We start from the raw sequence: 26,804 nt of genomic DNA on the forward strand, positions 1-26,804 counted from the left end.
AACCTCCCTGTCACTCACCGCCCGCACAGTCGGTCCACGCGGTGACGCTCGAATGATGTTTCCAGTCAAACGCGCAGTCTGCCTCCAGGAAGGAGTACAGGGATGTCCAGCTTAACCCCGCACCGCACGCGCCAACGCGTGCTCGTTACTCTCATCGCGCTTTCATCCGCCTCTTTCGCGCACGCGCAGGAAGTGGAGAAGAAGTGGGAAACCATGATTACCTTTGGTCAGCCCAAGAACACAGAGGGCGAGGTCCAGGGCGCGATCGAGAACATCTACGCCTCTTACCAGTCCGGCGGCCCCTTCAGCTGGCACGTTGCCAAACAGACCGTCGCCAAAGACAAGGTCCTGTACGACTACCAGATCAAGCCGGAGGCGCTGCAGCGCACCGACTGGAATTACATTCTCAACTCGCAGGACTACGCGACCGAGGACGCGCTGATCGCGGCGATCAAGACCGCATTCGTCTCGTCCCCACAATGTCCGGCGACGGAAGTCACTCCCGGGACCTGGACCGGGATTCCTGGCGGCGGCGCAGGCACCGGGCCGGATGGCAGCAACACCGGCGAGGACGCCAATTACGCGGTGGCGGTGCAGTTCCATGACTCAGTGACGGGCGCGTGCTCCGTCACCCCGGCCACGCAGTACGTGCAGCGAACGCGCACGGTCAAATGCCCCAACAACACGATCATGGCTTGGCGTCCTGATCTGGACGCCTGTGGCATGGATCCCATGCAGGAGCAGAGCAGCGCACAGATGCGCACCTATTCCAGCACGCCGTTGACGAACCAATGCCTGTTGGGCAACCCGTGCGAACCCACCACCGGCAACAAGACCCAACCGGAACCGGATCTGGACTACGGCTGGATCCACTTCACACGCTACTTCCAGTCCATGACCTCCACGGCGGGTGGTGCGTTCGGACAAGGCTGGACGCACTCGCACAATCTGCGCCTGGCGATCGGCACGGATCCCACCACGTTCCCGCCGGGTACGGAATTCAACGTGGGATTGATCCAGGCCGACGGCACGCACGGTGCCTTCCAGAAGGTGGGCGCTGCCTACGAAGCCATCGATGGCAGTGGCGATCGAATCGTCCCGCAGGGGACAGAGTGGCAGCTCTTCCGCGCTGACGAGGTTCTGACCTTCGATGCAGGTGGCCGGTTGAAGTCGCGCGCCCGCGAGGATGGTACGACGCTGACATATGCGTACGATTCGCGTGGGCGTCTCGCTTCCATTGCCCACACAAGCGGCCGGACGCTGGGATTCCATTACGACGCGCCGCAAGGCGCCTACCTGATCAGCGCGCTCTCGGTGGCGGGCCAGATGGTGGCGTCGTACACCTACACCCCGACTGCACAGGTGGCCACCGCCACCTATGCCGACGGCGCAACCCGTGTCTACCATTATGAGGACAGCCGCTTCCCGCTGTACCTCACCGGCATTACCGCCGAGGACAACCAACGGTTCGGCTGGTACGCCTATGACGCCAAGGGGCGCGTGACCTGTAGCCGCCATTCGGGTGACTGCAGCCAAGCCGATGTCGGAATTGATGGCACGCAGCTGGTCTACACCGCTGCAGGTACCACCGTCGTTACCGATGCCTTGGGCCATGTCACCACCTATGGCCTTACCGGTACCGCCAGCGGCGGTTATCCACGCAAGGTCACTGCGCTGACAGATACCCAGGGCGCTGTCAGCCGCACCTATTACCCCGTAGCACAGGACTTCCGCCGCAGGCTGGACACGGTCACCGACCGTCGGGGGATACAGACCAAGTACGCCTACAGCACCGGAACAGACCCGGTGGGCGGCCAGGTGGTGAATGTGCAGATCATGACCGAGGCCGTGGGCCTGCCAGAACAGCGCATCATCGAGACGCACACGGATGCGAGCAGCAACCGCGTGGCTCTCAATCGAGTGGGAAATCGCGAAACACGGATTGCCCGCAACGCCCGTCTGCAGCCAACCAGCGTCGCTGTGAGGGATATCACCACCGACGAGCTTCGCACCACCACGCTGAGCTACTGCGAGGCAGCGGATGTGGCGGCCGGCGGCACCTGCCCGGCGCTGGGCCTGCTCAAGCAGGTGGATGGTCCGCGCACTGATGCAAATGACGTGGTCACCTACGCCTACTATGCGGCCGACGATGCCGGCTGCGCTCCCGGTGGCACCGGCACGTGCAACTTCCGCAAGGGCGACTTGTTGAGCGTGACCAATGCAGCGGGACACAGCTCACAGACGTTGGCGTACGACGCTAACGGCCGGCCGCTCTCGGTGGTGGACAGCAACGGCGTGATCAGTGATTTCACCTACCATCCGCGTGGCTGGCCCACCTCTGTCACCGTGCGGGGTGATTTCGCCGCCACCAACCGCACCACCCAGATCAGCTACTGGCCCACAGGCCAGGTGCAGGAAGTGGTCGAGCCCGATGGCAGCACGGTCACCTATGTCTACGACGCTGCCCAGCGCCTGACCGACATTGCGGACAATGCAGGTAACACCCTCCACTACACGTTGGACAACGCCGGCAACCGACTCAAGGAAGACACGGTGGATGCCGCTGGCACGCTGCGCCGCACCCTGTCCCGCATCCACAACACGTTGGGCGAGCTGACCACGCTGAAGGACGCCGGCAACCACGCCACCGTCTTCACCTATGACCCTGAAGGCAACCCCGCCAGTCTGACTGACGCCCTGCAGCGGGTCACTACCCAGCAGCACGACCCGCTGGGACGCCTCGCCCGTACCCTGCAGGATGTAGGGGGCATCGAGGCCGAGATCAAGTCCAGCTACAACGCGCTGGACCAGGTGACCCAGATCACCGACCCGAAGGGGCTGCACACCACCTATGCCTACAACGGCTTTGGAGACCTGACCGCGCAGGTGAGTCCAGACAGCGGAACGACGGGCTTTACCGTGGATGCGGCCGGGAACCGGAAGACCCGCACCGACGCCCGCGGCATCACCGCTACCTATCACTATGACGCGCTCAACCGCCTGACCGGAATTGCCTATGCGGACCCCAACCTGGACGTTGGCTACACCTACGACACCGCCCCCGCTGTCTGCGAGGCCAATGAACGCTTCGCCAAGGGGCGGTTGGGATACGTGCAGCACGCAGCGGGCAGCACCGCGTATTGCCATGACCGGTTCGGCCAGGTCACGCGCAAGGTCCAGACAGTGAACGGTGTCAGCCACACCCTGCGCTACGCATACACCAACGCTGGCCGACTGGCCCAGCTGACCTACCCCGATGGCAGTGCCGCCGACTATGTACGAGACAACCTTGGTCGCATCACAGAGATAGGCCTGACGCGCCCGAGCCAGGCACGGCAGGTGGTAGTCACCAACGTCACCCATGCACCGTTCGGCCCGGCCACCGGTTGGACGTATGGCAATGGCCGCCAACTGCAGCGCCCGGTGGATACCGATTACCGTCCGCAAGCCGTCCATGACCCGGCTCCGGGCGGCCTCTCGCTGAGCTTCGGGTATGACGCGGTGGGTAGCATCACCGAGTTGAAGAACGGCACCGGCACTGAGGTTCTGGCCAAGTATGGCTACGACACGCTGGGCCGGCTGATCCAGACGCAGGACGGTCCCACCGGAACTCCGATTGAAACTTACGCGTACGACACCACCGGAAACCGCACATCGCTCTCCACTTCATCTGGCACGGCCGTCTACACCTACCCATCCGATAGTCACCGGCTCACGGCGATTGACGCCGCCGCTCGCGATTATGACGCTGCCGGCAACACGGTGCGCCTCGGTGACAAGGAACTGACCTACAACGGCGCCAACCGTCTTAGCAATGTCGATCAAGCCGGGGGCGCAGTGGAGACCTACACTTACAACGATCGAGGCGAGCGTGTGCTAATTGCATCAACCTCTGGTGATGCGCAGCTCACCATGTATGACGAGGGTGGCCAATGGCTGGGCAATTACGGGGCAATCGGGGAACCTCTGCAGCAGGCAGTCTGGCTAGGCAATTATCCGGTAGCGATTATCGATGTCGTCGGGTCAAACGAGATGTTCTACGTTCAACCCGACCATCTGGGCACCCCGCGTGCGGTGGTCGACTCCCAACGTGACGTCGCAATATGGGAGTGGAGTAATAGGAGTGAGGTCTTTGGAAATCAAGCGCCAAACCATGATCCGGATGGAGATGGTGTTGCTTTCAAACTGACACTGCGGTTCCCCGGGCAGCAGGCAACGGAAGCTAGCGGACTGTTCTACAATTACCATCGTGACTACGATCCCGCTTCGGGCAGGTACAGCCAAAGTGACCCTGCGGGATTGCGCGGTGGAATATCAACGTATGGATATGTGGAGGGCAATTCTGTTTCCAATTACGACCCCAAGGGGCTTAGTTCGATTTCCCGAACCTACAAGCCAAGCCCTTACCTGCCACCTTCGTCCGGCCCTGTACATCCCGATTATCCTGAGCTCGGATCAAACTCATATGGTCCTACGTTCTATCCAGGAAAATTTGCAGTCAGCAGTCTTCTTCTTGTAACCACCTCATCGCAGTACCTACAGCTGCTCAATGCGGTCTATGCGAAGGCTTTGCCTGAACCAAAAGATGCTCGTGATCCGAATGGTGCTAAAGCCCCTGGCCTACCATGCGAAGATGATGGATACACTCCTGGTAAAGATGGGCCAAAATGGGTCCAGGATCCGAATGGAAGAGGGTATGGCTGGGAGGATGCGGGTGAGGACGTCTGGATTCCGACTGGTTGGGGTAGCGGAGCGCACGGAGGTCCCCATTGGGATGTCCAGAAGAAAAACGGTGGCTATATCAACGTGTATCCAGGAGGTAGGACGCGATGAGCAATGATGGCTTGGTTGAATTGAAGGCGGATGCCGTCACTTACTACTCCGCGCACGATGAGTATGCATTTTTTGACTGGCTTGGGAAGATGGTATGCGTTAAAAATCACTATGGAAAAGGCACGGAGCTCTACATTGTTGTAGATCGGGCGGCCGTATCACAGGGCGAACTCTTGGATCTGATTGCATTCTTCTACAGGTACAATATATCAATGGCACAGTTGCGCGAGTTTGACGTGCCTGAGTTCTCTGGCTGGTTTCGCCGAAAGGACGCATACTGGAATAGTCGTGTTTTCGGCGGAGTCGATGCATCCTGAGGAGGTGAAAAGGCGGTTTTCGCCTTGGTTGCCCGTCGTTCGGCGGGCTTGTTTCGAACGTCGTTGTCTTCAAGTTCGCCGTTGATGAAGCGAAGGTCGAAAATGATGATCGTGGTGGTTATCCTTGCGTTGCTGTTGGTCGGATTCTGGCTGCGACGGCAGTTATCAACTGATAGTTGCTTGGATCTGGGTGGAAGCTGGAATTACAGTATTTCGCAGTGCCAGGGCACTTGAGCCCTCTAGCCGTTGGCTACCTGACGGCGCCTGCAGATGCTGACCCGATGAGAATTCGCGAGCGCGTCTTTCCGTGACCGCTGCTGGCAGCATGTATAAAAGGCAGTCGAAGTGTGCTTGGTGGGGGTCGCTCGATTGGGTGCATTCAATAGAGTCTATGTCCTGGGAGGGTGCGCGGATCAAGGTTTTCTATGCCGATCAATTATGAGGTTCTGCTTGGTTTGCTGCCACGGCCATCCAGCTCCCATGTCGTCTTCGACGATGGTCGTGTAGTGATTCAGGGGCGAGATGGCGATGATCGCGTGATCTTGGAGATAGCGTTTTCGTCGGTAAACTTCATCTGTGTTTCTGATGAAGGTGCTCGGTTGAGGCTCTTTGCTGATATGGGAGAGGTGCGTGGTGCTTTGGTTCGGTGCCATGAGGGAACAATGATGAATTGCTACATTGAGGAATCACTGGGTACGGCCTCCGGCCCTGGGTTGCTGCACTACATTCTCATGATAGGTGAGGAGGTGATTGACGTGATCTCTCCTGGTGAGCCGGAAGTGTTTCTGAGTTGTTAGTCGAGTTGATGGTGGCGCACAGGGGGTTTTAGCTTTTGTTTTGTCAAGATGTCGCTTCGTGTATGGCACCCAGTCGTCTCATCTGACGAAATCGCGCGAGGAATTGAACTCCGGATCGCTGCAACCGGGATAGGTCTATCGGTTGAGCTCTATCCGGAGGAGGACGAGGAAGGCAACGCATAGGGGTATGGCGATGAAGTTGCTTGGCTGCTTGCTTGTTCCTGTTTTCCTTGGCTGTCTGCTTCTGCCCGCCCCCGCAGCGGCGGCTGTTTCCGTTGGGGTGCGCGTTGCTGACCACGAGCGAACCCTGCCTCAGCTCAGCTCAGCGCGGTGACAGTGGCGCAGGACACTGCGCTGCAGACCCGCCCTGGCGCGCAGCTGGCCCGCCACCTGGCCGGGGCCACCACCGGTTACCAACGGCTCGACGAGCTGTCGATGAACCTGCACGAGCGCAGGCTGAAGCTGTACGACAGGTTGGGCATGGGGCCGCTGCGGGTCGACCTTGTCTGGCCTGACCGCTCCCGCACGGTCTACACCATGGACGGCAACAGCAACCGCCGGGCCGGCTATGTCACGGGTCAAAGCCGCGACCCCTACGGCAATCAGCTGCCGGACCAGAGTGCTGCCCAGCGCGCCGGTGCGGTGTCGCTGGTCGGGTCGTACCAGTTCCAGAATGTCCGCAACCGCCAGGCGTGGGTGCGGGCCGCGCGGGCGCAGGGCATCCCCGTGCAGGTCGACACCCCTTCTGCCACCCGCCTGCAGTGCCGATGGTCGGGTACCGCCTTGAGCTGCCATACGGAATAGGGCGCTTCCGTCCGGAATTCCGCTGCTGCGCAGCCGCTCGTCGGCTCAGATGCGCCGCTCGGTGCCGCATCCGTAACGTCCGCGTGAAATCCACACTTTCATCACGCCTTCATCTTTACAGGTTGTTTACAAAGGAGACGCTGCCGCGCTTCAAGGGGGAGGCGAGGCGGCCCCAGCAAGCCATTCCTTTGGAGAGAGAGCGAATGAACAACCTGCATTACCGCCCCTTGGCGGCTGCCGTAGCGCTGTGCCTGCTGTCCGTCCCCGCCCTTGCCACCGCGCAGGATGCTCCCCGCACCACCACCGAACTGGACCGGGTGGAAGTCACCGGTACCCGCATCAAGCGGGCCGAGGTCGAAGGCCAGGTGCCGATCCAGACCCTCACCCGCAGCGAGATCGAACGCACCGGCTTGAATTCCATCGGCGAGGTGCTGCAGCAGCTGACCGGCTCCGGTTCGGCGCTGAATGCAAAGTTCAACTCGTCGGGCAACTTCGGTTTCCCGCCCGATGGCAGCGGCGTGGGTGCCGGTTCGGCGCAGGTCGATCTGCGCCACCTCGGCGCCAAGCGCGTGCTGGTGCTGGTCGATGGCATCCGTTGGGTCAACGAGTCCTCCGCCTCCGGCGTGGGCGCGGCCACCGACCTCAACACCATTCCGCTGGCGATCGTCGAGCGCATTGAAGTGCTCGAAGACGGCGCCTCGTCGCTGTACGGTTCGGACGCAATTGCCGGCGTGGTCAACATCATCACCCGCCGCGAGTTCGATGGCGGCCAGGTCACCTTGAACTACGGTGAGTACAGCAAGGGCGATGGCACCCAGAAGGGCGTGGACCTGGCCTGGGGCACCAGTGGCGACCGCTACAGCCTGTTCCTGGGGGCCAGCTGGACCAAGCAGGACGCGGTATATGCCAACACCCGCGAACAGTCGCGCTACCCCGTTCCCGGCACCGGCCTGTCGTTCGGCAGCTCGGCCACCCCGACCGGCCGCTTCATGTTCACCGACCCGAACACCGGCATCGCCTACAACATCACGCCCAACACCGGCGCCAGCGATCCCACCTTCAACGGCGTGGGCGGTTGCGACCGCACCGACGATTACCACTGTTTCACCACAGCGGATCGCTTCAACTTCGCCGAGTACAACCTGCTGCTGACCCCGTCCGAGCGCAAGGGTATCTTCGGCCAGTTCCGCTTCGACATCACCGACAACGTGCAGTGGTACATCAAGGCGCTGGCCAACCGCCGCGAATCGACCAACCAGGCCGGCCCCGAGCCGCTGTTCTTCGGCCCCGATGGCGCCACCGGCAACCCGTTGGCCGACAACATCGTGATTTCCGCGCTCAATCCGTACAACCCGTTCGGGTTCGACCTGGATTCGTCCAGCAACCTGAGCATGATCGGCCGCCGCCCGGTGGAAGGTGGGCCGCGCATCTTCGAGCAGGAAGTGAACACCACCTACTTCGCCACCGGGCTGGTGGGCCTGTTCCAGGCCGTCGATCGCAGCTGGTCGTGGGACGTCAACGGCATGTACAGCAAGAACAAGGCCGAGCAGACCAACTACGGCAGCTACAACATCTACAACGCCAACATCGCGTTGGGTGATCCGGCCATCTGCGCGGCCACCCCGGGCTGCGTGCCGCTGAACATCTTCGGCGGCCCAGGCACCATCACCCGGCCGATGCTGGACTGGATCCAGCCGGTGGTGCACGACCGCAGCCAGAACGAGCTCACCCTGTTCACCGCCAACCTGAGCAGCGACCTGCTCACGCTGCCGGCAGGCCCGCTGTCGTTCGCCACCGGGTACGAGTACCGCAAGTACGAGGGCGAGTACCAGCCGGACCCGATCACGGTGCGCGGCCACTACAACGGCGTGCCGTCGCTGCCGACCTCCGGTTCGTACGACGTCAACGAGGTGTACCTCGAACTGGCGGTGCCGATCTTCGCCAAGAGCGCGCTGGGTGAAAAGCTGGACCTGAGCCTGGCCGGGCGCTATTCGGATTACTCCACCTTCGGTGGCGAGTTCACGCCCAAGTACGGCCTGCGCTGGCAGGTAACCGACGACTTCGTGCTGCGCACCAGCTATGCCGAAGGCTTCCGCGCCCCGTCCATCGGTGAGTTGTACGGCTCGGCCGCGCGCGCGGATCTGCAGCTGTTCGATCCGTGCTCGGTGGGCCTGGGCGGCACGCCGCCGCGCGGCAGTGCGGCCAACTGCGCGGCGCTGGGCGTGCCGACTGGCTTCCAGCAGGCGAATTCGCAGATCTCGGTCACCACCGGCGGCAATGACCAGCTGGATCCGGAAACCTCGCGAAGCTTCAGTGCCGGCTTCGTGTGGAGCCCGTGGTTCGGCAACAATGCCTCGTGGTCCGAGCGCTTCGACGTGGAAGTGACCTTCTACCGCCACAACATCGAAGGTGCGATCCAGGCGATCAACGCGCAGACCCAGCTCGACCTGTGCGTGGACACGCTGGACGCGCTGTACTGCGATGGCATCACCCGTGCATCGACCGGCGCGGTGAGCGGCTTCAACAACCGCCTCACCAACCTGGGCTCGATCAAGACCGACGGCTGGGACGTGGACCTGTTCTGGACGCTGCCGCAGACCGATGTCGGCCAGTTCAAGATCGGCTGGCAGAACACCTTTGTCGGCCGTTACGAGGCAGTGGGTGCGGCAGGCCAGCGCCAGCCGCAGGAACCGGGCGTGGAAGTCACCGACAGCTCGATTCCGGAATGGACCAGCAACGCGTCGCTGAGCTGGAACATGGGCGCCTGGAATGCGTCGTGGACCGTGCGCCACATTTCCAAGCTCACCGAGCAGTGCGGTGATGCCGCCGCGTTCCCGGTGTGCAGCGACCAGGCGGCCGGCACCAACGAACTGGCGGCAACCACCTACAACGACTTCCAGGTGGGCTACAAGTTCGACTGGATGAAGGGCCTGCAGCTCAGCGCTGGCTTGAACAACGCGTTCGACAAGGATCCGCCGATCTGCCTGTCGTGCTCGTTGAACGGGTATGACGCGTCTACCTATGACATCCCGAAGGGACGTTACTGGTACCTGCGTGCGGACCTGCGGTTCTGAGGCGGGACGTTATGATGTCGTGCTGAATGGTCGGGGCGCCTCAATGGCGCCCCGCCTTCTGTTGCGGTCCAAGCGCATGATCCGATGAATCCGCGCCTTGTGTTGATTCAGGGTCGGATCTTCTGCAAAGCTCTTGTGGCGGCTGCATCAAGACTCTGAATATCGTTTTGGATGGCCGTGAGCGCCTCGATTCTCAGGCGGGAATCGGGCTGGCTCGTAGTGCTGTCTAAAAGCGCTCTCACTGCTCCCCAGTAGCGGTTCATTGCCGCGTAGAGGAGATCCAGGTCATCGGAGACATCGCCAGCGTAGACCAATGCCAGGAATCTGATGGTATCTACCTTCTCGGCTTCCCGAAAATAAATCTGATCAAACTCCTGGGCTGAAATCCCGGATTCCAGTGTGGCAAAGACCCTGGTCATGGAGAATTCTCTCGATACATCGCAGATCGCCTGATATATCTTCTGCAGTCCCTGCATGCGCTCTGTGCGAGAGTGCATGAGGCTTGAAGCTTCAATCTTCTCACGCTCTATATTCAAGATATTCTGACCGCTCAGTTCCTGGGTTCGACGACTGAGCAGCCCTGCTATCACGGCGCCGCCGATAGCTGCCGCAGCGCCTATGGCTGCAGTTATTGCTCCTTCCATCGCACTCTCTCGTCTCTTTGTGAATGAAAAGCCAGTCCGCTTGTTTGCCGCATCGACTAGTTCGGCACGGATCGGTATCGTGGCGCGCCGGGCCTGGAGGCGCCTCCAGCAGGATGCTGGGGTGATCTGCGTGGCGACTAGCCGCTCAGTGAGGCTGCGTACTTCAGCTCCTGCGGCCGGTTCCTTGCGGAGTCATGGCCCGGATATTGATTGGCATCCAGTAGGTTGCGGGTGTACCCAGTGCCATGGGACTCGTGGTACGAGATCGGGCAGGAAGCGGCATCGAAGAACGACCTCAACTGATATCGAACAGCGTCCCGGGTGGCAGGGCTGCAGATGACTGCGAGATGCACAATGTCTAGCTGGTCATCGCCGGGGCGAAGATCAAGCACAAAGATGTCCTTTTCTCTTGAGAGTCCATGGAACACGTGGGTGTGCCCAAGAACGTCCTCGTCACCGCAAAAATAGTCGTCATAGAGTTTTCGAATGTCGATTCGTAACCCTAGTGTTCTTGTGACGGCGTCAAGAAGCGGATGCGCAAGAAAGTCATCGTCCCCCTCGCCGAAGTAGATGACGAAGTCGCTCAATGAGACGAACAAGCTGAAGGTTGTTGGTTTTGGATGCGGCATCGCCAGAGCGTACCGTTGCCCCGCATCTGTGCATAGGTGGCGTTCGGGTTTGTGCTGCTTGCAGTACCGCAGAAGGCCGGGAAATCCCGGCCTTCTGCATGTCACGTTGGCGTTGCTCAGAACGACCAGGTGAAGGTGATCGAGCCGTTGCGGCCGTCGCCGTAGGCACCATAGCCGTTGATCTGCGAGAAGTATTCCTTGTCCAGCAGATTGTTGAGGTTGGCCTGCACGCTGAACTGCGGGGCCAGGCGGTAGCGCACGAAGGCACTGACCAGCGCGTAGCTCTCCTGCTCGATGCGGCCGTAGGCCGGCACCGGGTAGTAGATGCCGTTCTGCCAGTTCACGCCGCCACCGACGGTCAGGTCGCTCAGCGCCTGCGGGGTGTAGCTGGTGAACAGCTTGATGGTGGTCTGCGGCAGGTTGGTGTTGATGTCCGCGCCGTTGATGTCCTTGGCCACGTAACGCGAGGCACCGAAGGTACCGTTCCAGCCCGGGGCCAGTTCACCGTTCAGTTCCAGCTCGAAACCACGGCTGACGGTGCCGCGTGCGCCGATGTAGGCAAACTCGCCCGGACGCGACGGAATCGGCTCATTGGTGATCTGGGCCACGTTGTCCTGTTCGATGCGGAACACGGCCAGAGAGGCGTTCAGACGGTTGTCGAACCAGGCGGCCTTGACGCCGACTTCGTAGCTCTTGCCGTCAACCGGATCGAGGTAGGTCGCGTTGCGGTCGCGCGCAGTCTGCGGCTGGAAGATCTCGGTGTACGCCGCGTAGGTGGTCCAGGTGTCGTTGAGGTCGTAGACCAGGCCCGCATAAGGCGTGGTTTCCTTGTGCGAACGATCCGAGCCTTCGCCTTCGCTCTTCCAGTCGGTGTACCGGGCGCCGAGGATCAGCTTGAGCGGATCGGCCAAGGACAGACGGGTAGCGGCGTAGCCGGCCTTCTGGGTGATGGTGCCTTCGCTCTGCAGCGGCAGTGTGCCCACCCAGTTCGGTTCGGAAATGTCACCGTTCCAGCCGAGGTAGCTGCTGAAGGGATCCCAGGGCAGGCCGGGGCCACCGACCTGGTAGTCACCGTAGTTGGCGTAGTCGCGCTTGTTGTAGCTCAGCCCGGCCATGACCTTGTGTTCCTGGTCGAACAGCTGGAACGGACCTTCCACGTAACCGTCGACGGCGTCGACCTTGCGCTCGGTGTTGTAGAAGCCGGCCGACGGGGACACGCCGGCACCGGTCACCGGGTCGAACAGCGAGGCACCGCTCACCCAGTCGTTGTAGGCCGGGTAGAACAGCTTGTCGTCGGCCTTGGTTTCGTCATGGGTTGCGCCGATGCGGACCTTCCAGTCATTGGCAAAGCCGTGTTCCAGCGTGGCGAACGCGCGCTTGCTGGTGGTGTCCCAGTAGGTCCACTTGGCGGCCGAGTTGAAGGTCTTGTCATACGGGGTCGGGCTGCCGTCCGAGAACAGCATCGGGAAGCCGCCCCAGGTGGCGCCGTTGGCGCGCTTCTGCTGGTAGTCGTAGCCCACGCTCAGCTGCGTGTCCGGGGTCAGGTCGGCATCGATCACCGCATAGCCCAGCGTCTTGTGCTGGTCGTAGCGGTCCATCTGCGATTCGGTATCCAGGTAGCTGCCGATCACGCGCGCGCGCACCGAACCACTGGCATTCAGCGGGGTGGTCACATCCACGGTGCTGCGGGTGCGGCCCCAGCTGCCGACGTTGACCGACACGCTGCCGGTCAGTTCGGCGCTGTCGGCGTGCTTGCGGATCAGGTTGACCGAGGCCGACGGGTTGCCCGCGCCGGTCAGCAGGCCGGTGGCGCCACGCACCACTTCCACGCGGTCGTACAGGGCCAGGTCCAGGCCGGAATCGCCGTAGCTCCAGTTCTGCACCATCTGGGTGGGCAGGTTGTCGTACTGGTAGCTGTCGATATAGAAGCCGCGCGAGTAGAACTCGGTGCGCTCGGTATCGGACTGGGTGCTGCTCACGCCGGTGGTGTTGGCCAGCACGTCGATGATGTCATCGAGGTTCTGGTCCTCGATGCGCTGGTGGCTGATGATGCTGATCGACTGCGGGATCTCGCGCGGGGCGAGGTCGAAGCGGGTGGCGGCCGACGTCTTGCGGACCGAATAGCCTTCGGCGCGCTCGCCCTTGACCACGATCTTGTCCAGGGTGGTGGCGTCGGCGCCGATGTCCTGCGCGAAGGCGGGAGCCGCAGCCAGGGTGGCCAGGGCGATCAACAGCGCCTGCGGCAGGCGGCCTTGCGGCAAGGTGCGGGACGGCACAGCGGAAGTACGGGTCATCAGCGTTTCCTGGGCGGCGGCGCGCACCAGGCGGCCATCCTCGGATGCCGGGCGCTGCGGTCAAAGTGGGGGCAGTACGCGGCTGGCGGGTGCCGTGAAAACAGGCACGGGCGTTGGCAACTGATCGCCGCTGCGCCTCCCTGGCGCGAACGGGATCTCATTATGTTAATGCGAATCAGTCCTATCCGCAATGTCTACCGGTCGCAAGTGGGGGTGGGTCCCGATCAACGGTCCGGACCTACCAGCGCTTAACATCGGCGGGCCTACCGTTGGTCTCACCCGGGCCGTGGCCCGATCCAGGAAACGGTGATGATCGCCAAGAACACCCTGTGCCTCTGGTATGACGGGACCGCCGAAGAAGCGTCGACGTTTTACGCAGCCACCTTCCCAGACAGTTCGGTGCAGGCCGTGCACCGCGCGCCCTCCGACTTTCCCGGCGGCAAAAAGGGCGATGTGCTGACGGTGGAGTTCACCGTGGTCGGCATTCCCTGCATCGGCTTGAACGGCGGGCCGGCGTTCAAGCACAGCGAGGCGTTTTCGTTCCAGATCGCCACCGATGACCAGGCCGAGACCGACCGGCTGTGGAACGCCATCGTCGACAACGGTGGCCAGGAGAGCGATTGCGGCTGGTGCAAGGACAAGTGGGGGCTGTCGTGGCAGATCACCCCGCGCGTGCTGACCGAGGCGTTCAACAGCACCGACCCGGCCGTGGCCAAACGCGCCTTCGAAGCGATGATGACCATGAAGAAGATCGACGTAGCCAGGATCGAGGCGGCAGTGCGCGGGTAGCGACACGGCAGGTATCTCGCAACGGGTGCCCCGGCGTATCCTCGCGCGATGACTACGTCGCGCCTCTCCACGCTGTTCCCCGTCCTGGCCGTGCTCGGCTCGGTCACTTCGCTTGCCGTGGGTACCTCGTTCGCCAAGGATCTGTTCCCGGTGATCGGTGCGCAGGGCACCAGCGCGCTGCGCGTGGGCTTTTCCGCGCTGGTGCTGCTGGCGGTGTTCCGGCCGTGGCGCTGGACCACCACGCGCGCCGATGCGGGCGCGATCTTCCGCTACGGCATCACCCTGGGGGTGATGAACCTGCTGTTCTACATGGCGCTGCGCACGATTCCGTTCGGTATCGCGGTGGCCATCGAGTTCTGCGGTCCGTTGGCGGTGGCGATGTGGTCCTCGCGCCGCCCCATCGATTTCGTCTGGGTGGGGTGTGCGGCCGCCGGCCTGCTGCTGTTGTTGCCGCTGGGCCACGGCGAGCCGCTGGACCTGACTGGTGTGCTGTACGCGCTGGGCGCGGCGGTGTGCTGGGCGCTTTACATCATCTTCGGCAAGCGCGCCGGCCACCTGCCGGCCGGTCATACGGTCTCGCTGGGCATGTGTGCGGCGGCGCTGGTGGTGGTGCCGGTGGGCGTGGCGCATGCGGGCATGGCGCTGCTGGACCCGAAAATCCTGCTGTTCGGGCTGGGCGTGGCGGTGGTGTCCAGCGCGATTCCGATGTCACTGGAAATGGCGGCGTTGAAGCGCTTGCCGAAGGAAACCTTCGGCATCCTGATCAGCATGGAACCGGCGGTGGCAGCACTGCTGGCGATGGGCCTGCTGGCCGAGCACCTCACGCCGCTGCAGTGGGCGGCGATCGGCTGCACGGTGCTGGCGTCGGTGGGGAGCACGTTGACGGCGAACCGGCGGGCGCCGGCGCTGCCCGACCCGGCGGGGTGAATCCAATGGTTAGCCGAGGGGGTAGAGCCGACCGGGTAGAGCCGACTGTTAGTCGGCTGCTTTCCGCGGCGATAGCAATACCATCGCGCTTCGCGCGATAGCCGACTAACAGTCGGCTCTACCCCAGTCGGCTCTACCCCCTTCGGGCACGCATTTTGTGCATCAACCGCGCACCGGCGCGTCGCCGGCCACGTAGTACGTGGCCGTGCTGCGCGGCAACGGCTCGCGACCACGGATGCGGTCGGCGATCTTCTCGGCAATCATGATCGTGGTCGCATTGAGGTTGCCGGTGATGATGCGCGGCATGATCGAGGCGTCCACCACGCGCAGGCCCTGCATGCCATGCACGCGGCCCTGGCCGTCCACCACGCTCATCGCATCGGTGCCCATCGCGCACGAGCAGGACGGGTGGTAGGCGGTTTCGGCACGGGCACGTACGAAGGCATCCAGCTCCGCATCGGTGCGGCAGTCGGCGCTCGGGCTGATCTCACGGCCGCGGTATTCGTCGAGCGCGGGCTGGGCGATGATCTCGCGGGTGATCCGGATCGCATCGCGGAACTCCTGCCAGTCCTGGTCGGTGGACTGGTAGTTGAACAGGATGGACGGATGCTGGTGGGGGTCCAGCGAACGCGCATGCACGCGGCCACGGCTGGGCGTGCGCATCGACCCGACATGCGCCTGGAAGCCGTGTTCCTTCACCGCGTTGGTGCCGTTGTAATTGATCGCCACTGGCAGGAAGTGGTACTGGATGTTGGGCCAGGCGAAGTCGTCACGGGTGCGGATGAAGCCGCCGGCCTCGAACTGGTTGCTGGCGCCGATCCCGGTGCCGGCGAACAGCCATTCGGCGCCGATCGCTGGCTGGTTCCACCACTGCAGCGCCGGGTACAGCGACACCGGCTTGGTGCAGGCGTACTGCATGTACACCTCAAGATGGTCCTGCAGGTTTTCCCCCACGCCGGGCAGGTCGTGCACCAGCGGCACGCCGAGCGCGGCCAGCAATGCGGGCGCGCCCACGCCGGAGCGCTGCAGGATCTGCGGCGAGGCAATCGCGCCGGCGCACAGCAGCACCTCGCGCCGGGCCTCGACATCGATCGGTTCGGCGCTGCCGCCGGCCAGGTAGCGCACGCCCACCGCGCGCTTGCCGTCGAACAGGATGCGGTCGGTGGTGGCGTGGGTGACGATCTCCAGCCCGGGCCGGCCCCTGGCCATGTCCAGGTAGCCGCGCGCGGTGCTGGAGCGGCGACCGCGCGGGGTCACGGTGCGGTCCATCGGGCCGAAGCCTTCCTGCTGGTAGCCGTTGAGGTCGTCGGTGCGCGGGTAGCCGGCCTGTACGCCGGCCTCCACCATGGCGTGGAACAGCACGTTGTTATCGTTCTTCGGGGTGGCCACGCTGACCGGGCCATCGCCGCCGTGGTAATCGTTGGGCCCGATGTCGCGGGTTTCGGCCTTGCGGAAGTAGGGCAGCACGTCCAGGTAGCTCCAGTCCTCCAGGCCATCGAAGGTGGCCCACTGGTCGAAATCCAGCGCGTTGCCGCGGATGTAGCACATGCCGTTGATCAGCGAGGAGCCGCCCAGTCCCTTGCCGCGCCCGCATTCCATGCGCCGGTTGTCCATGTGCGGTTCCGGCTCGGTTTCATAGGCCCAGTTGTAGCGCCGGCCCTGCAGCGGGTAGGCGAGCGCGGCCGGCATCTGGGTGCGGAAATCGAGGCGGTAGTCCGGGCCGCCGGCTTCCAGCAGCAGCACGCTCACGCCGGCGTCTTCGGTGAGGCGCGCGGCCAGCGTGTTGCCGGCCGAACCGGCGCCGATGATGATGTAGTCGTACTCGCGTTTCATCGCGGGGGTCTCCTGGTCAGGCCGGTCAGAACACCGACGCGTAGCGGTCCAGTTCGATCTGGACGGATTTGGTGCGGGTGTAGGCACGCAGCGTGGCCAGGCCGTTCTCGCGGCCCACGCCGGACTGCTTGTAGCCGCCCACCGGCATCGTGGCCGGCGATTCGCCCCAGCAGTTGACCCAGCAGATGCCCGCTTCCAGGCGGTGGATCAACCGGTGTGCGCGGCTCAGGTCCGGTGTCACCACGCCGGCCGCAAGGCCGTAGTCGGTGGCATTGGCGCGACGGATCGCCTCGTCTTCATCCTCATAGGTCAACAGGCTGAGCACCGGCCCGAAGATCTCTTCGCGCACGATGGCCATGTCGTCGCGGCAATCGCTGAAGATGGTCGGGGCTACATAGCAGCCCTTGCCCAGCGCGCCGTCGGTAAGGCGCTCGCCACCGCATACCAGGCGCGCGCCTTCTGTCTTGCCGCTCTCGATGTGCGCCAGCACCCGCCGCATGTGCGCGGCGCTGACCAGTGGGCCGAAGTTGGTGTCTTCGGCCAGCGGATCGCCGATGCGGATACGGGCCACGCGTTCGCGCAGCGCCTGCTCGACATCCGCCTGCAGGGCGTGCGGTACGAACACGCGGGTGCCGTTGGTGCAGACCTGCCCGGAGCTGTAGAAGTTGGCCATCATCGCCACATCGGCGGCCAGGTCGATATCCGCATCGGCGCAGATGATCAGCGGCGACTTGCCGCCCAGCTCCATGGTCACCTCCTTGAGCGTGGAACTGGATGCGCTGGCCATCACCTTGCGCCCGGTGGCGGTGCCGCCGGTGAAGGAGATCTTCTCGATGCCGGGGTGTTCGGTCAGTGCGGTGCCGACCCCGGCGCCATCACCGGGCAGCACGTTGAACACGCCATCGGGCAGGCCGGCTTCGGTGAAGATTTCGGCCAGCTTCAGCGCGGTCAGCGGGGTCACTTCGCTGGGCTTGAAGATCATCGCATTGCCCGCCGCGAGCGCAGGGGCCGCCTTCCACAGCGCGATCTGGATCGGGTAGTTCCAGGCTCCGATCGCGCCGACCACGCCCAACGGTTCCTGCCGTGTGTAGAAGAAGCTGCCTTCGCGCAACGGCACCTGGCTGCCTTCCAGCCCGTGCATCACCCCGGCGTAGTACTCCAGCACGTCCGCCCCGGTGACGATGTCCACGCTGCGGGTTTCGCTCAGCGGTTTGCCGGTGTTGAGGCTTTCCAGTTCGGCCAGGTCGTCGTTGCGTTCGCGCAGCAATGCCACCGCGCGCAGCAGGATGCGCGAGCGCTCCACCGTGGTGAGCGCGGCCCAGGCCTTCTGGCCGGCATGGGCGCTTTCCACCGCGGCATCCAGGTCGTCGCTGTTGGCGCTGTGCACGTTGGCCAGCACCTCGCCGTTGGCCGGGTTGACCACCTCGAAGGTGCGGTTGCCCTGCGAGGCCACATGGCGGCCGCCGATGTACAGCAGCTGGTCGGGGAAGGTGGGCATGTCGATGACTCCTGTTTGCGTAGGGAGACCAGCGGGTTCAACGGGTCAGATGCAGGAACTGCAGGTGGCGCTCGTACTGGTCGATGATGTCGTTGATGATCTGCTGGCGGCTGTAGCCGACCAGCTCGTAATCCTGTCCGCCTTCGTAGAGGTGCACTTCGGCGCGGTAGTAGCGCTGGTTGCGGAAGCGCTGCGCGGCGAACGAGGGGGTGAGGTAGCCCTTCATCACCACCTGGTAGGTGAACACCTGCTGCTCGCCATGGTCCACGGTGAGCTGCATGTCGCCTGGCTCGAAGCGGGTTTCCACGTCCAGCCCCTTGTCGCGCAGCTGCGCGGCCACGGCCTCGAGTGCCGGGCGCACTTCTTCATCCATGAAGCGGTACACCTCGTCGCGTGCCGGGAAGTGCACGGCCTGGGTGATGCGCTGGCGCCAGCCACGCTGGTGCCGTGATTGCCCCACGACGGGAATGGGCGAGTATTGCGAGGCTTTCTTCCGCTGGGATTCCTCGCCCAATGCACGGGTCAGTCCCCACAGCATCAGCAGCAGCACCACCGAGAACGGCAACGAGGCGAGCACCACCGCCGATTTGAGCGCATCCATGCTGCCGGCCAGCAGCAGCCCGGCGGTAACCAGCGCGGTCATCACCCCCCAGAACACGCGCAGCCAGCGCGGGCCGTCTTCCTCGGGCATGCCGCCGTGCGAGGACAGGGTGGACAGCACCACGGTGCCCGAATCGGCCGAGGTCACGAAGAAGATGAAGCTGACGATCACCGTCACGGTGATCACCGCGCGGCTCCACGGGTAGTTGTCCAGCAGCGCGTACAGCACGGTCGGCGGGTTATCCACGGCCATCTGCGCCAGGTGCTCCTGGCCGTGGTGCAGCACCTGGTCCAGCGCGCTGTTGCCGAAGATCGACAGCCACGCCAGGGTGAAGCCGAGCGGGATCAGCAGCACGCCGAACACGAATTCACGGATGGTCCGCCCGCGCGAAATGCGGGCGATGAACAGCCCCACGAACGGCGCCCAGCCGATCCACCAGGCCCAGTAGAACACCGTCCAGTTGCCCAGCCAGTCGGCGCGGCCGCCGTAGGCATACACGTCGAAACTCTTGCCCACCACATTGCCCAGGTAATCGCCCAGGTTCTGCATGAAGGTGCTGAGCAGGTACTGGGTGGGGCCGGCGAACAGCATGAACAGCAGCAGCGCGATGGCCAGCAGCATGTTGATGTCCGACATCCAGCGCACGCCCTTCTCCACGCCGGACACCGCCACGAGGATCGCCGCGCCCATCATCAGCGCGATCAGCGCCACCTGTACCCACGGCGCGTGCGGGATCGGCAGCAGCACGTTCAGGCCGGAATTGAGGTGCAGCACGCCAAAGCCCATGTCCGCGCCGATGCCGAACACGGTGGCCACGATGCCCAGCGCATCCACGGTGTAACCGATGGGGCCGTTGATGCGCTTGCCGATCAGCGGGTACAGCGCCGAACGCAGCGCCAGTGGCAGGTTGTGGCGGTACGCGAAGTAGGCCAGCGCCATCGCCGCCAGCGCGAACACGCCCCAGCCGTGCAGGCCCCAGTGCAGGAACAGCAGCTGCATGGCCTGGCGCGCGCTGGCTTCGCCACTGCCCACGCCACCTTGTGGCGGCTGCAGGTAATGGGTGAGCGGTTCGGACACGCAGAAGAAGAACAGCGTGATGCTGATCCCGGCCGCGAACAGCATGCCGGCCCAGGAGAGATAGCTGAACTCCGGCTCGTCATGGTCCGCGCCCAGTTTCACCTGGCCGTAGCCGGACAGTGCCACCCCGACCACGAACACCAGGTACACGGTCATTGCCAGCAGGTAGTACCAGCCGACGTTGCGCGACGCCCAGGTCTGCGCTTCCAGCAGCAGCACGCCGGACGAAATGGGAAACGCGGTCACCAGAATGGCGAATGCCGCCACGATCGTGGCGGCAAGCAGGAAGACCGGTCGAAGCGTGCGCACCTCGCTGGGAGGCGTCTCCACGATGTTCATGGATGAAGGGGCTCACGGTGCCGTTGCCGGCAGACCCCACGCATTAGCGCATACGCGCTGTGGACATCCCGTTTACGCGGTCAGCGCAGGGCGTCGCTCGGCACGTCGATCTCCATGGCCAGTGCCAGGTGATCGGAAAACGCCGCCGGTACCGCTTCGGCACTGCGTTGCTGCAGGCCGCTGCTGAGCAGGATGTGGTCGATGGCCCGGTCCGGCCGCCAGCTTGGGAAGGTGGGTACCGCGCAGCCGGGCGGTTGCAGGTTGGTCTTCTGGTACAGCACCTGCATTTCCGGGCGTTCGGCCAGGCAGTTGAAGTCGCCCATCAGCACCGCGTTGGAATGCTCGGACAACAGATCGGCGATGAAGGCCAGCTGCGACATGCGCGAGTTGGTGCCCAGCGACAGGTGCGCCACCGCGACCGCCAGGCCCTCGTTGCCATCGCCGAACTTGGCAAGCAGCACGCCGCGCCCGCCGATCCGGCCGGGCAGGGCATGGTCCTGGACTTCCACTGGTTCCAGCCGGCTCAGCAGGCCGTTGGCACTGGAGGCCACCCCGCCCATGCGGCGGTTGGGTTGGTGGCTCCAGTAATTGAAGCCGGCGCGCTCGGCCAGGTAGTGGGTCTGGTTGGTGAAGCCCGAGCGCAGGCTGCCGGGGTCGGCCTCCTGCAAACCGACGATGTCGTGACCGCGGGCCAGCTGGGCGATGGCGTCCAGGCTGGTCCGCTTGCGCCCCGCCGGCAGCGCATGCGACCAGCTGCGGGTCACGTAGTCGCTGTAGCGGCGGGTGCTGGAGCCGGCCTGGATGTTGGCCGTCAGCAGGCGCAGGGTCCGCGTGTTGGGGGAAGTCACGACGGTCGCTTGCTCTTGGATGCTCAGTTGCCCTTGGCGGCGCGTTCGCGGGCGATCAGGTGATCGGCGATGCGCAGCATGTCCGGGAAGCTCTTGCCCTTGACCAGGTACTTGCCGTTGACGATCACCGACGGCGTGCCGGTGATCTGGCTGCGCTGGGCGAACTGCTTGGCGGCACTGGTCTTGGCGCTCACCGCGAAGCTCGACATGGCGGCTTCGAACTGCTTGGCATCGGCACCGTGCTTGGCATAGAACGCGGCGATGTCCTGCACCGAATCACGGCCGCGCTCGCCCTTCAGGGCCTGGTCGACGTGGATGGCCTTGTACAGCGCTTCGTGGGTCTTGTCTTCCAGGTTCAGCGCCTGTGCGGCGTAGAAGGCCTTGGCGTAGTCATCCCAGGTGCCGCCGAACATGGCCGGCACGTAGACGAAGTTCACATCGCTCGGCAGGCCGGCTTTCCACGGCCCGATCAGCGGCTGGAACGCGGCGCAGGCCGGGCAGACGAAGCCGAAGACTTCGGCCACTTCGATCTTGCCGGTGGCCGGCTGGAACGGCTTGCCGTTGGCGATGACCACGTAGTCGGTGCCTTCCACGGGCGCCGGACCGGTCGGCTGCGAGGAAGCCGGTGCCGGTGCCGGGGTGGTGGCTTCGGCAGCGGCGGTCTCGGCGGCGGCGGTTTCGCCGCTGGCGGCCGGTGCGGCCTCGGTCGGGGCCGGGGCGGTTTCAGCCGCCGGGGTGCTGGTCGGCGCAGCCGGTTCGGTCGGCGTGGCGGTGTTGGCGGTGCCGTCCTGCGCCTTGCAGGCGGCCAGGATCGGCAGCAGGGCCATGAGCATGAGGGCGAAACGGGTCTTCATCGAAGCGTCTCCAGCAGAGCATGTTGGGGCCGGCGCGTCGGGCGCCGGCCAGGGGGGAATGATGACACGCGGCCGCCGGGGCGCCGCGTGCAGGGTGCGTGACGGTTCAGCGAGCCTTCGCAGCGCGTTCGCGGGCGATCAGGGCATCGGCGTTGCGCAGCATGCTTTCGAAGGACGTGCCCTTGACCAGGTACTTGCCGTTGACGATCAGCGACGGGGTGCCCTGCACCTTGACCCGCTGCGCGAAGGATTTGGCGACGGCCAGCTTTGCCTCCACTTCATCGCTCTTCAGCGCGGTGGTGAACTGCTGTTCGGTCACGCCGTAGTCCTTGTAGAAGCCGGCCAGCTCCGTCGGCGATACGTTGGAGAGGGGCAGCGAGCCCTTTTCATGCAGTGCATCGAACATCGCCACATGGCTGCGCTTGGCCACGCCCAGCTGGTCGGCGGCGTAGTAGGCGCGGGCATAGGAATCCCAGTAGCCGCCGAACACGGCCGGCACCGGCGTGAAGCGCACATCCTTGGGCAGCTTCTTCTGCCAGGCCTGCAGCAGCGGCTCGAAGTGGGCGCAGTGCGGGCAGGTGTAGCCGAACACCTCGGCCACTTCGATCTTGCCGGCCAGCGGCGCAAGCGGGCCGGCTGCCTGGATCACCTCGTAATCCTTGCCTTCCACCAGTGCGGCGGGGGCGGGCGCGGCCAGTACGGACAGCGGGCTCAGGGCCAGCAGCAACAGCATCAGGCGGGGCATCAACGTCATCTACATCCATCTCCATCGGAAAAAACAACGCCGGCCCAGTGCCGGCGTGGCAGTGAACATAACCCGCCGCCTGGGCGGGGCGCATCTGTCATCGGTCCCGGACAGCCGTCACTGGCGTGCACCGCCCACGGCCGAACGCGGCGCGGCGGTGGCCACGTCATCGGCGCGGTTGTGCAGGCCCTGCAGGTAGCTGCCCAGTGCCTGGATTTCCTGCTCGGTCAGCGACTTGGCAATGGTGGCCATGATCTGGAAGTGCGCCTTGTCGGTCTGTTGGGTCACGCCCGCCTGGTACTCCTGCAGCCGCCGCGCCACATACGAGGCGTGCTGACCGCCCACGTGCGGGTAGGCCGGGCCCGGGTTGCCGGCCCCGGTGGGGCCGTGGCAGGCCATGCACGCCGGAATGCCACGCTGGGCATCGCCGCCGCGGTAGAGCTGCTGGCCGATTTCGTAGAACTTCCTGTCCTTGTAGGGACCTTCGGCCACCAGGCTGTCATCGGCAAGCCCGGCGCTGGCCTTCTGCGTTGCGAAATACGCACCGATGTCGCGCATGTCCTGCGGGCTGAGGTCCTGCACGAAGGGCACCATCGCCGCCGATGCCCCGGACGTGCGCTGGCCGTTGGCGATCAGGGCCATCTGCTGCGAAGAATAGCGCTCGCTCTGGCCGGCGATGCTGGGGTACATCTCCACGGTCGAGTTGCCATCGGCCGAGTGGCACGCCGCGCACGCGGCAGCCTTGGTCTGGCCCGCCTTGGCATCGCCCCACGTGGTCTTGCTGAAATCGACTTCGAGCGACGCCGTCCTCACCGGCGTGTTGTCCGGCAGCGGAGTCACTGCGGTCTGGGCATAGGCAACAGCGGCGAGCAACGATACAGCGACAGCGGAAACGGCAAGAACGCGAGCATGGCGCATGCGGAAGCTCCGTGTGGACCGGCCTGGCGTGTGCAGGCTGCACACGCGGGGATCGCCCGATTATCCATGCCGTTTCACGCCGGGGTCAACGCGGCAGTGCGGCAAAACCCGTGACCGGCAGCACGCGGCGGGCCCGGACATGCGATCCTATGCCCATGTCATTGCTCCTCGAACGCGCCCATTACCTGCTCTCGGCCCACAATACCCGGCAATTGCCGGACGACGTGGGGGCCGAAGTGGCCTTTGCCGGCCGCTCCAACGCCGGCAAATCCAGTGCCCTCAACGCCCTGACCCGCCAGAACAGCCTGGCCCGGGTGTCCAAGACCCCCGGCCGCACCCAGCAGCTGGTGTTCTTCGAAGTCACCCCCGAGGCCAAGCTGGTCGACCTGCCCGGTTACGGCTACGCCAAGGTGCCGCTGGACCTGCAGGCGCACTGGCAGGCCTTCATCGACCAGTACTTCCGCACCCGCGAGGCCCTGCGCGGGCTGGTGGTGGTGATGGACATCCGCCACCCGCTCAAGGACTACGACCGGCAGATGCTGGCCTACGCGGTCCGGCGCGGGTTGCCGGCGCACGCGCTGCTGACCAAGGCCGACAAGCTCGGCCGTGGCCAGCAGGGCATTGCCCTGCAGAAGGTGCGCAAGGAACTGCAGTCCGCCTTTGGCGACACCGTCAGCGTGCAGACCTTCTCCGGCCCGGCCCGCCAGGGCGTGGACGAGGCGCGCGGGATCATCGGCGGCTGGCTCGGCCTGAACAAACCGGCGCCCGACGCGCCCTGATTGCTGTCACCCGACCAACGGTCGGGTGCTACCGGCAGGTACCGACCGTTGCTCGGTGCATGCGTCAGCGCGCAGGCAAGGGTGCGAATTCGCCCGGCACCCAGGCGAAGGCTTCGCCTTCCCGGCGGACATGCCCCAGGCCCGGGAACGGCAGGTGGGCACCGGCGACCCACCACCCCCCATCGGCGGCCTGCGCCATCATCCCGCGACGGCTGGCAATGGCGGCCGTGCGGTCGCTGTCGGCTTCGTAGGCGGCCTGCGGCTGGGCGAACTGCACGGCGTGGAAGTGCACGATGTCGCCCCAGACCAGCAGCGACTGCCCCGCTCCGCCATCCAGCTTCCAGGACACGTGGCCCGGGGTATGCCCGTGGCTGTCCACGGCGGTGACCCCATCCGGCAGCGCCTGCCCGGTACTGAACCGGCGCAGCCTGCCCGCCGCCTCGTACGGCGCCACCGCCTTGCGCGCCAGCCCGAACGCGAAGCGCAGGCCCTGCGGTGCACCGGCCTCGCTGGCGGGGTCCAGCCAATAGGCAGCATCGGCTTCAGACAGCCACACGGTGGCATTGGGATACGCGACCTGGTCCTGCGCATCCAGCAGGCCACACAGGTGGTCGGGATGGGCATGGGTGAGCAGGACATCATCCACCTCGGCCGGGTCGTAGCCGGCCTTGCGCAGGTTGCCCAGCACCTGGCCCAGCCCCGGGCCGAAGCAGCCGGCGGTGCCGGTGTCGACCAGGGTGAGGTGGTTGCCGCGCTGGATCAGGTAAGCGTTGACCGCGGTCTGCAGGCCCTTGCCGTCTTCGGGCACGTAGCGGTGGTCGAGCAGGCGGGTGACCGCGCCCGGTGCGATGCCAACCAGTTCCGAGCGACCCAGCGCCACGGTGCCGTCGAACAGGGCGGTGACTTCCAGGTCGCCGACCTGCTGGTGGTACACGCCGGGCACCTGTTGCAGCGGGTGGTGGGTGGTGGTGGCGAACGCAGGTGCGGCAACCGCGGCCAGCAGCAGGGCGGTGGCAAGGACGCGCACACGGGGGAAGGACATGATCGTTTCCGTACAAGGCGGCAGCGCCGCGGTGCCTGCATGGTGCGCGGGGTGGGCGCGGCGTTCCGCTCAGAATGCGCGGCGAAACGCTCGCGGTGCGCTCAGCTGTTGCCGATCGCTGTCGGTTCCAGCCCGTAGCGCGCGGCGAAGCGCTTGCTGAAACTGCCCGGCGAGCGGTAACCGACCCGCGCGGCCACGGTCTTGAGCGGCAGTTGGGTGGTGTAGAGCAGGTTCATGGCGTGGGCCAGGCGCGCATCGGCGATCAGCTCGCGCACGCTGGACTGCTCGCTGGCCAGGCGCCGCCGCAGGGTGGCGCCGCTGAGACCGAGCTGGTCTTCGAAATCGCGCGATTGCCAGTCGCGTTCGGGCTGGGCGGCAATCAGGTCGCGGATGCGTTCGCCCAGGCTGGGCTCGGGTGGCACCAGCAGGCTGCCGTGGCCGCGCCGGCAGAACGCCAGCACCAGCGAAGCCAGGGCCAGGCGGGCTTCGGTGTACTGGGCGTGCTCCAGTGCCTGGCGCCATTGGCGCAGGGTGTCGGCATGGTCGTGCAGCGACAGTCTGGCCAGTGCGTCGCCGGCCTCGGGCAGCGGCTCGTTCCACAGCACGCGTGCGGCCGACAGCGCTTCGGCGCACAGCGGCACGATCGCGCTGAGGTACAGCCCGGTCTGCGGATCGGGCGTGTTGACCACGTCGATCCGGCAGCGTCGGGTGATCAGGAACAGATCGCCGGGCACCAGTTGCAGGATCTGGTGCGCGGTGCGCACCTGCTTGCGCCCCTGCAGCAGGATGGCGAACTGCGGTTGCGGAATGTCCACCGACTGGGCGCCGTGTTCGCGGCGGGCGGTGATGCAGGCATACCCGCCCGCGCGCTGGCAGTCGGCAAGGCTGGCCATCTCGGCCAGCAGCGGATCGGGGGTAACGGGCATGTCCATGAGGATGCAGTATCGGCCAAGCGGCCGCGCCATGCTGCTGCCACGCGCCGGGCCAACGCACGCAAGCCAATGGCGGCGGGCATGGCAGGCGGTCAAGTCCCATCCAATAGGATGCAGAAAACCGTCACGGTGGCATGACGGCCGGAACCGCCACCCTATACTGCGCCCTTGCGATGCGGGGCGATCAGCCCCACATCCCCGTCCAGTCCAGAATCCCTGCGAGCCTTCCC

At 64.8% G+C, this 26,804-nt stretch carries 20 protein-coding genes; 8 read left to right on the forward strand and 12 right to left on the reverse strand.

Annotated features, from left to right (window positions below; translation table 11 throughout):
* The first annotated feature begins 102 nt into the window (after nucleotides 1-102).
* From SOM39_RS07705 to SOM39_RS07725, 5 genes are all read left to right on the forward strand, one after another.
* Nucleotides 103-4,833, forward strand: coding sequence for an RHS repeat-associated core domain-containing protein (locus SOM39_RS07705; protein WP_320457973.1), 4,731 nt, complete (start codon nucleotides 103-105; stop codon nucleotides 4,831-4,833).
* Entirely contained in the window at nucleotides 4,830-5,150 is a 321-nt protein-coding gene (locus SOM39_RS07710) for a hypothetical protein (RefSeq protein WP_320457974.1), read from the forward strand. The genes SOM39_RS07705 and SOM39_RS07710 overlap by 4 nt, the downstream gene beginning before the upstream one ends.
* Before the next feature lie 425 nt (nucleotides 5,151-5,575).
* Entirely contained in the window at nucleotides 5,576-5,947 is a 372-nt protein-coding gene (locus SOM39_RS07715; RefSeq protein ID WP_320457975.1) for a hypothetical protein, read from the forward strand.
* A 336-nt stretch (nucleotides 5,948-6,283) separates the two neighbouring features.
* A complete protein-coding gene (locus tag SOM39_RS07720) occupies nucleotides 6,284-6,751 on the forward strand; it encodes a hypothetical protein (RefSeq protein ID WP_320457976.1) in 468 nt (155 codons plus the stop codon).
* 203 nt (nucleotides 6,752-6,954) lie between these two features.
* A complete protein-coding gene (locus SOM39_RS07725) occupies nucleotides 6,955-9,825 on the forward strand; it encodes a TonB-dependent receptor (protein ID WP_320457977.1) in 2,871 nt (956 codons plus the stop codon).
* Between the two features lie 107 nt (nucleotides 9,826-9,932).
* On the opposite strand, the gene SOM39_RS07730 is transcribed toward SOM39_RS07725, so the two are convergent.
* From SOM39_RS07730 to fhuE, 3 genes are all read right to left on the reverse strand, one after another.
* Nucleotides 9,933-10,469 carry a hypothetical protein gene (locus SOM39_RS07730; protein WP_320457978.1) on the reverse strand — a complete coding sequence of 179 codons (537 nt, stop codon included), beginning with the start codon at nucleotides 10,467-10,469 and terminating at the stop codon, nucleotides 9,933-9,935.
* Nucleotides 10,470-10,606: 137 nt separating this feature from the next.
* Nucleotides 10,607-11,056 carry a hypothetical protein gene (locus tag SOM39_RS07735; RefSeq protein ID WP_141236197.1) on the reverse strand — a complete coding sequence of 150 codons (450 nt, stop codon included), beginning with the start codon at nucleotides 11,054-11,056 and terminating at the stop codon, nucleotides 10,607-10,609.
* Between the two features lie 158 nt (nucleotides 11,057-11,214).
* Nucleotides 11,215-13,392 carry a ferric-rhodotorulic acid/ferric-coprogen receptor FhuE gene (gene fhuE, locus SOM39_RS07740; protein ID WP_093533818.1) on the reverse strand — a complete coding sequence of 726 codons (2,178 nt, stop codon included), beginning with the start codon at nucleotides 13,390-13,392 and terminating at the stop codon, nucleotides 11,215-11,217.
* A gap of 309 nt (nucleotides 13,393-13,701) precedes the next feature.
* Between fhuE and SOM39_RS07745 the strand changes: the two genes are divergently transcribed.
* The gene (locus SOM39_RS07745; protein WP_320457979.1) at nucleotides 13,702-14,181 is read left to right on the forward strand and encodes a VOC family protein; all 480 of its coding nucleotides are present in this window, start codon (nucleotides 13,702-13,704) and stop codon (nucleotides 14,179-14,181) included.
* A 48-nt stretch (nucleotides 14,182-14,229) separates the two neighbouring features.
* Entirely contained in the window at nucleotides 14,230-15,108 is an 879-nt protein-coding gene (locus tag SOM39_RS07750) for an EamA family transporter (protein ID WP_093533549.1), read from the forward strand.
* 162 nt (nucleotides 15,109-15,270) lie between these two features.
* Here SOM39_RS07750 and betA read toward each other — a convergent pair whose 3' ends face one another.
* From betA to SOM39_RS07785, 7 genes are all read right to left on the reverse strand, one after another.
* On the reverse strand, nucleotides 15,271-16,941 hold the full coding sequence (betA, locus tag SOM39_RS07755) for a choline dehydrogenase (RefSeq protein ID WP_095362937.1): 1,671 nt from the start codon (nucleotides 16,939-16,941) through the stop codon (nucleotides 15,271-15,273).
* A 25-nt stretch (nucleotides 16,942-16,966) separates the two neighbouring features.
* Nucleotides 16,967-18,439: a betaine-aldehyde dehydrogenase gene (gene betB / locus SOM39_RS07760; protein ID WP_320457980.1), complete on the reverse strand. Its 1,473-nt coding sequence runs from the start codon at nucleotides 18,437-18,439 to the stop codon at nucleotides 16,967-16,969.
* Nucleotides 18,440-18,476: 37 nt separating this feature from the next.
* Entirely contained in the window at nucleotides 18,477-20,456 is a 1,980-nt protein-coding gene (betT, locus tag SOM39_RS07765) for a choline BCCT transporter BetT (protein WP_320457981.1), read from the reverse strand.
* Nucleotides 20,457-20,536: 80 nt separating this feature from the next.
* Nucleotides 20,537-21,274 (reverse strand): endonuclease/exonuclease/phosphatase family protein, encoded by a 738-nt coding sequence (locus SOM39_RS07770; protein WP_176472599.1) that lies wholly within the window; start codon nucleotides 21,272-21,274, stop codon nucleotides 20,537-20,539.
* A gap of 53 nt (nucleotides 21,275-21,327) precedes the next feature.
* Nucleotides 21,328-22,158: a thiol:disulfide interchange protein DsbA/DsbL gene (locus SOM39_RS07775; RefSeq protein WP_093533552.1), complete on the reverse strand. Its 831-nt coding sequence runs from the start codon at nucleotides 22,156-22,158 to the stop codon at nucleotides 21,328-21,330.
* A 106-nt stretch (nucleotides 22,159-22,264) separates the two neighbouring features.
* Entirely contained in the window at nucleotides 22,265-22,912 is a 648-nt protein-coding gene (locus tag SOM39_RS07780; RefSeq protein WP_068854001.1) for a thiol:disulfide interchange protein DsbA/DsbL, read from the reverse strand.
* 108 nt (nucleotides 22,913-23,020) lie between these two features.
* Complete coding sequence (locus tag SOM39_RS07785; protein WP_093533554.1) at nucleotides 23,021-23,821, reverse strand: c-type cytochrome; 801 nt, start codon at nucleotides 23,819-23,821, stop codon at nucleotides 23,021-23,023.
* A gap of 155 nt (nucleotides 23,822-23,976) precedes the next feature.
* Here SOM39_RS07785 and yihA point away from each other — a divergent pair, with 155 nt between their 5' ends.
* Nucleotides 23,977-24,600, forward strand: coding sequence for a ribosome biogenesis GTP-binding protein YihA/YsxC (gene yihA, locus SOM39_RS07790; protein ID WP_068853999.1), 624 nt, complete (start codon nucleotides 23,977-23,979; stop codon nucleotides 24,598-24,600).
* Nucleotides 24,601-24,664: 64 nt separating this feature from the next.
* Here yihA and SOM39_RS07795 read toward each other — a convergent pair whose 3' ends face one another.
* Together SOM39_RS07795 and SOM39_RS07800 are read right to left on the reverse strand one after the other, a co-directional pair.
* Nucleotides 24,665-25,642, reverse strand: a complete 978-nt coding sequence (locus tag SOM39_RS07795) for an MBL fold metallo-hydrolase (protein ID WP_320457982.1) — start codon at nucleotides 25,640-25,642, stop codon at nucleotides 24,665-24,667.
* Nucleotides 25,643-25,743: 101 nt separating this feature from the next.
* A complete protein-coding gene (locus SOM39_RS07800) occupies nucleotides 25,744-26,568 on the reverse strand; it encodes a helix-turn-helix transcriptional regulator (protein ID WP_414715861.1) in 825 nt (274 codons plus the stop codon).
* Between the last annotated feature and the right edge of the window lie 236 nt (nucleotides 26,569-26,804).

Origin of the sequence: Stenotrophomonas sp. CFBP8994 (assembly GCF_034044835.1) — a bacterium.
In the GTDB taxonomy this organism is placed as follows: Bacteria; Pseudomonadota; Gammaproteobacteria; order Xanthomonadales; family Xanthomonadaceae; genus Stenotrophomonas; species Stenotrophomonas rhizophila_A.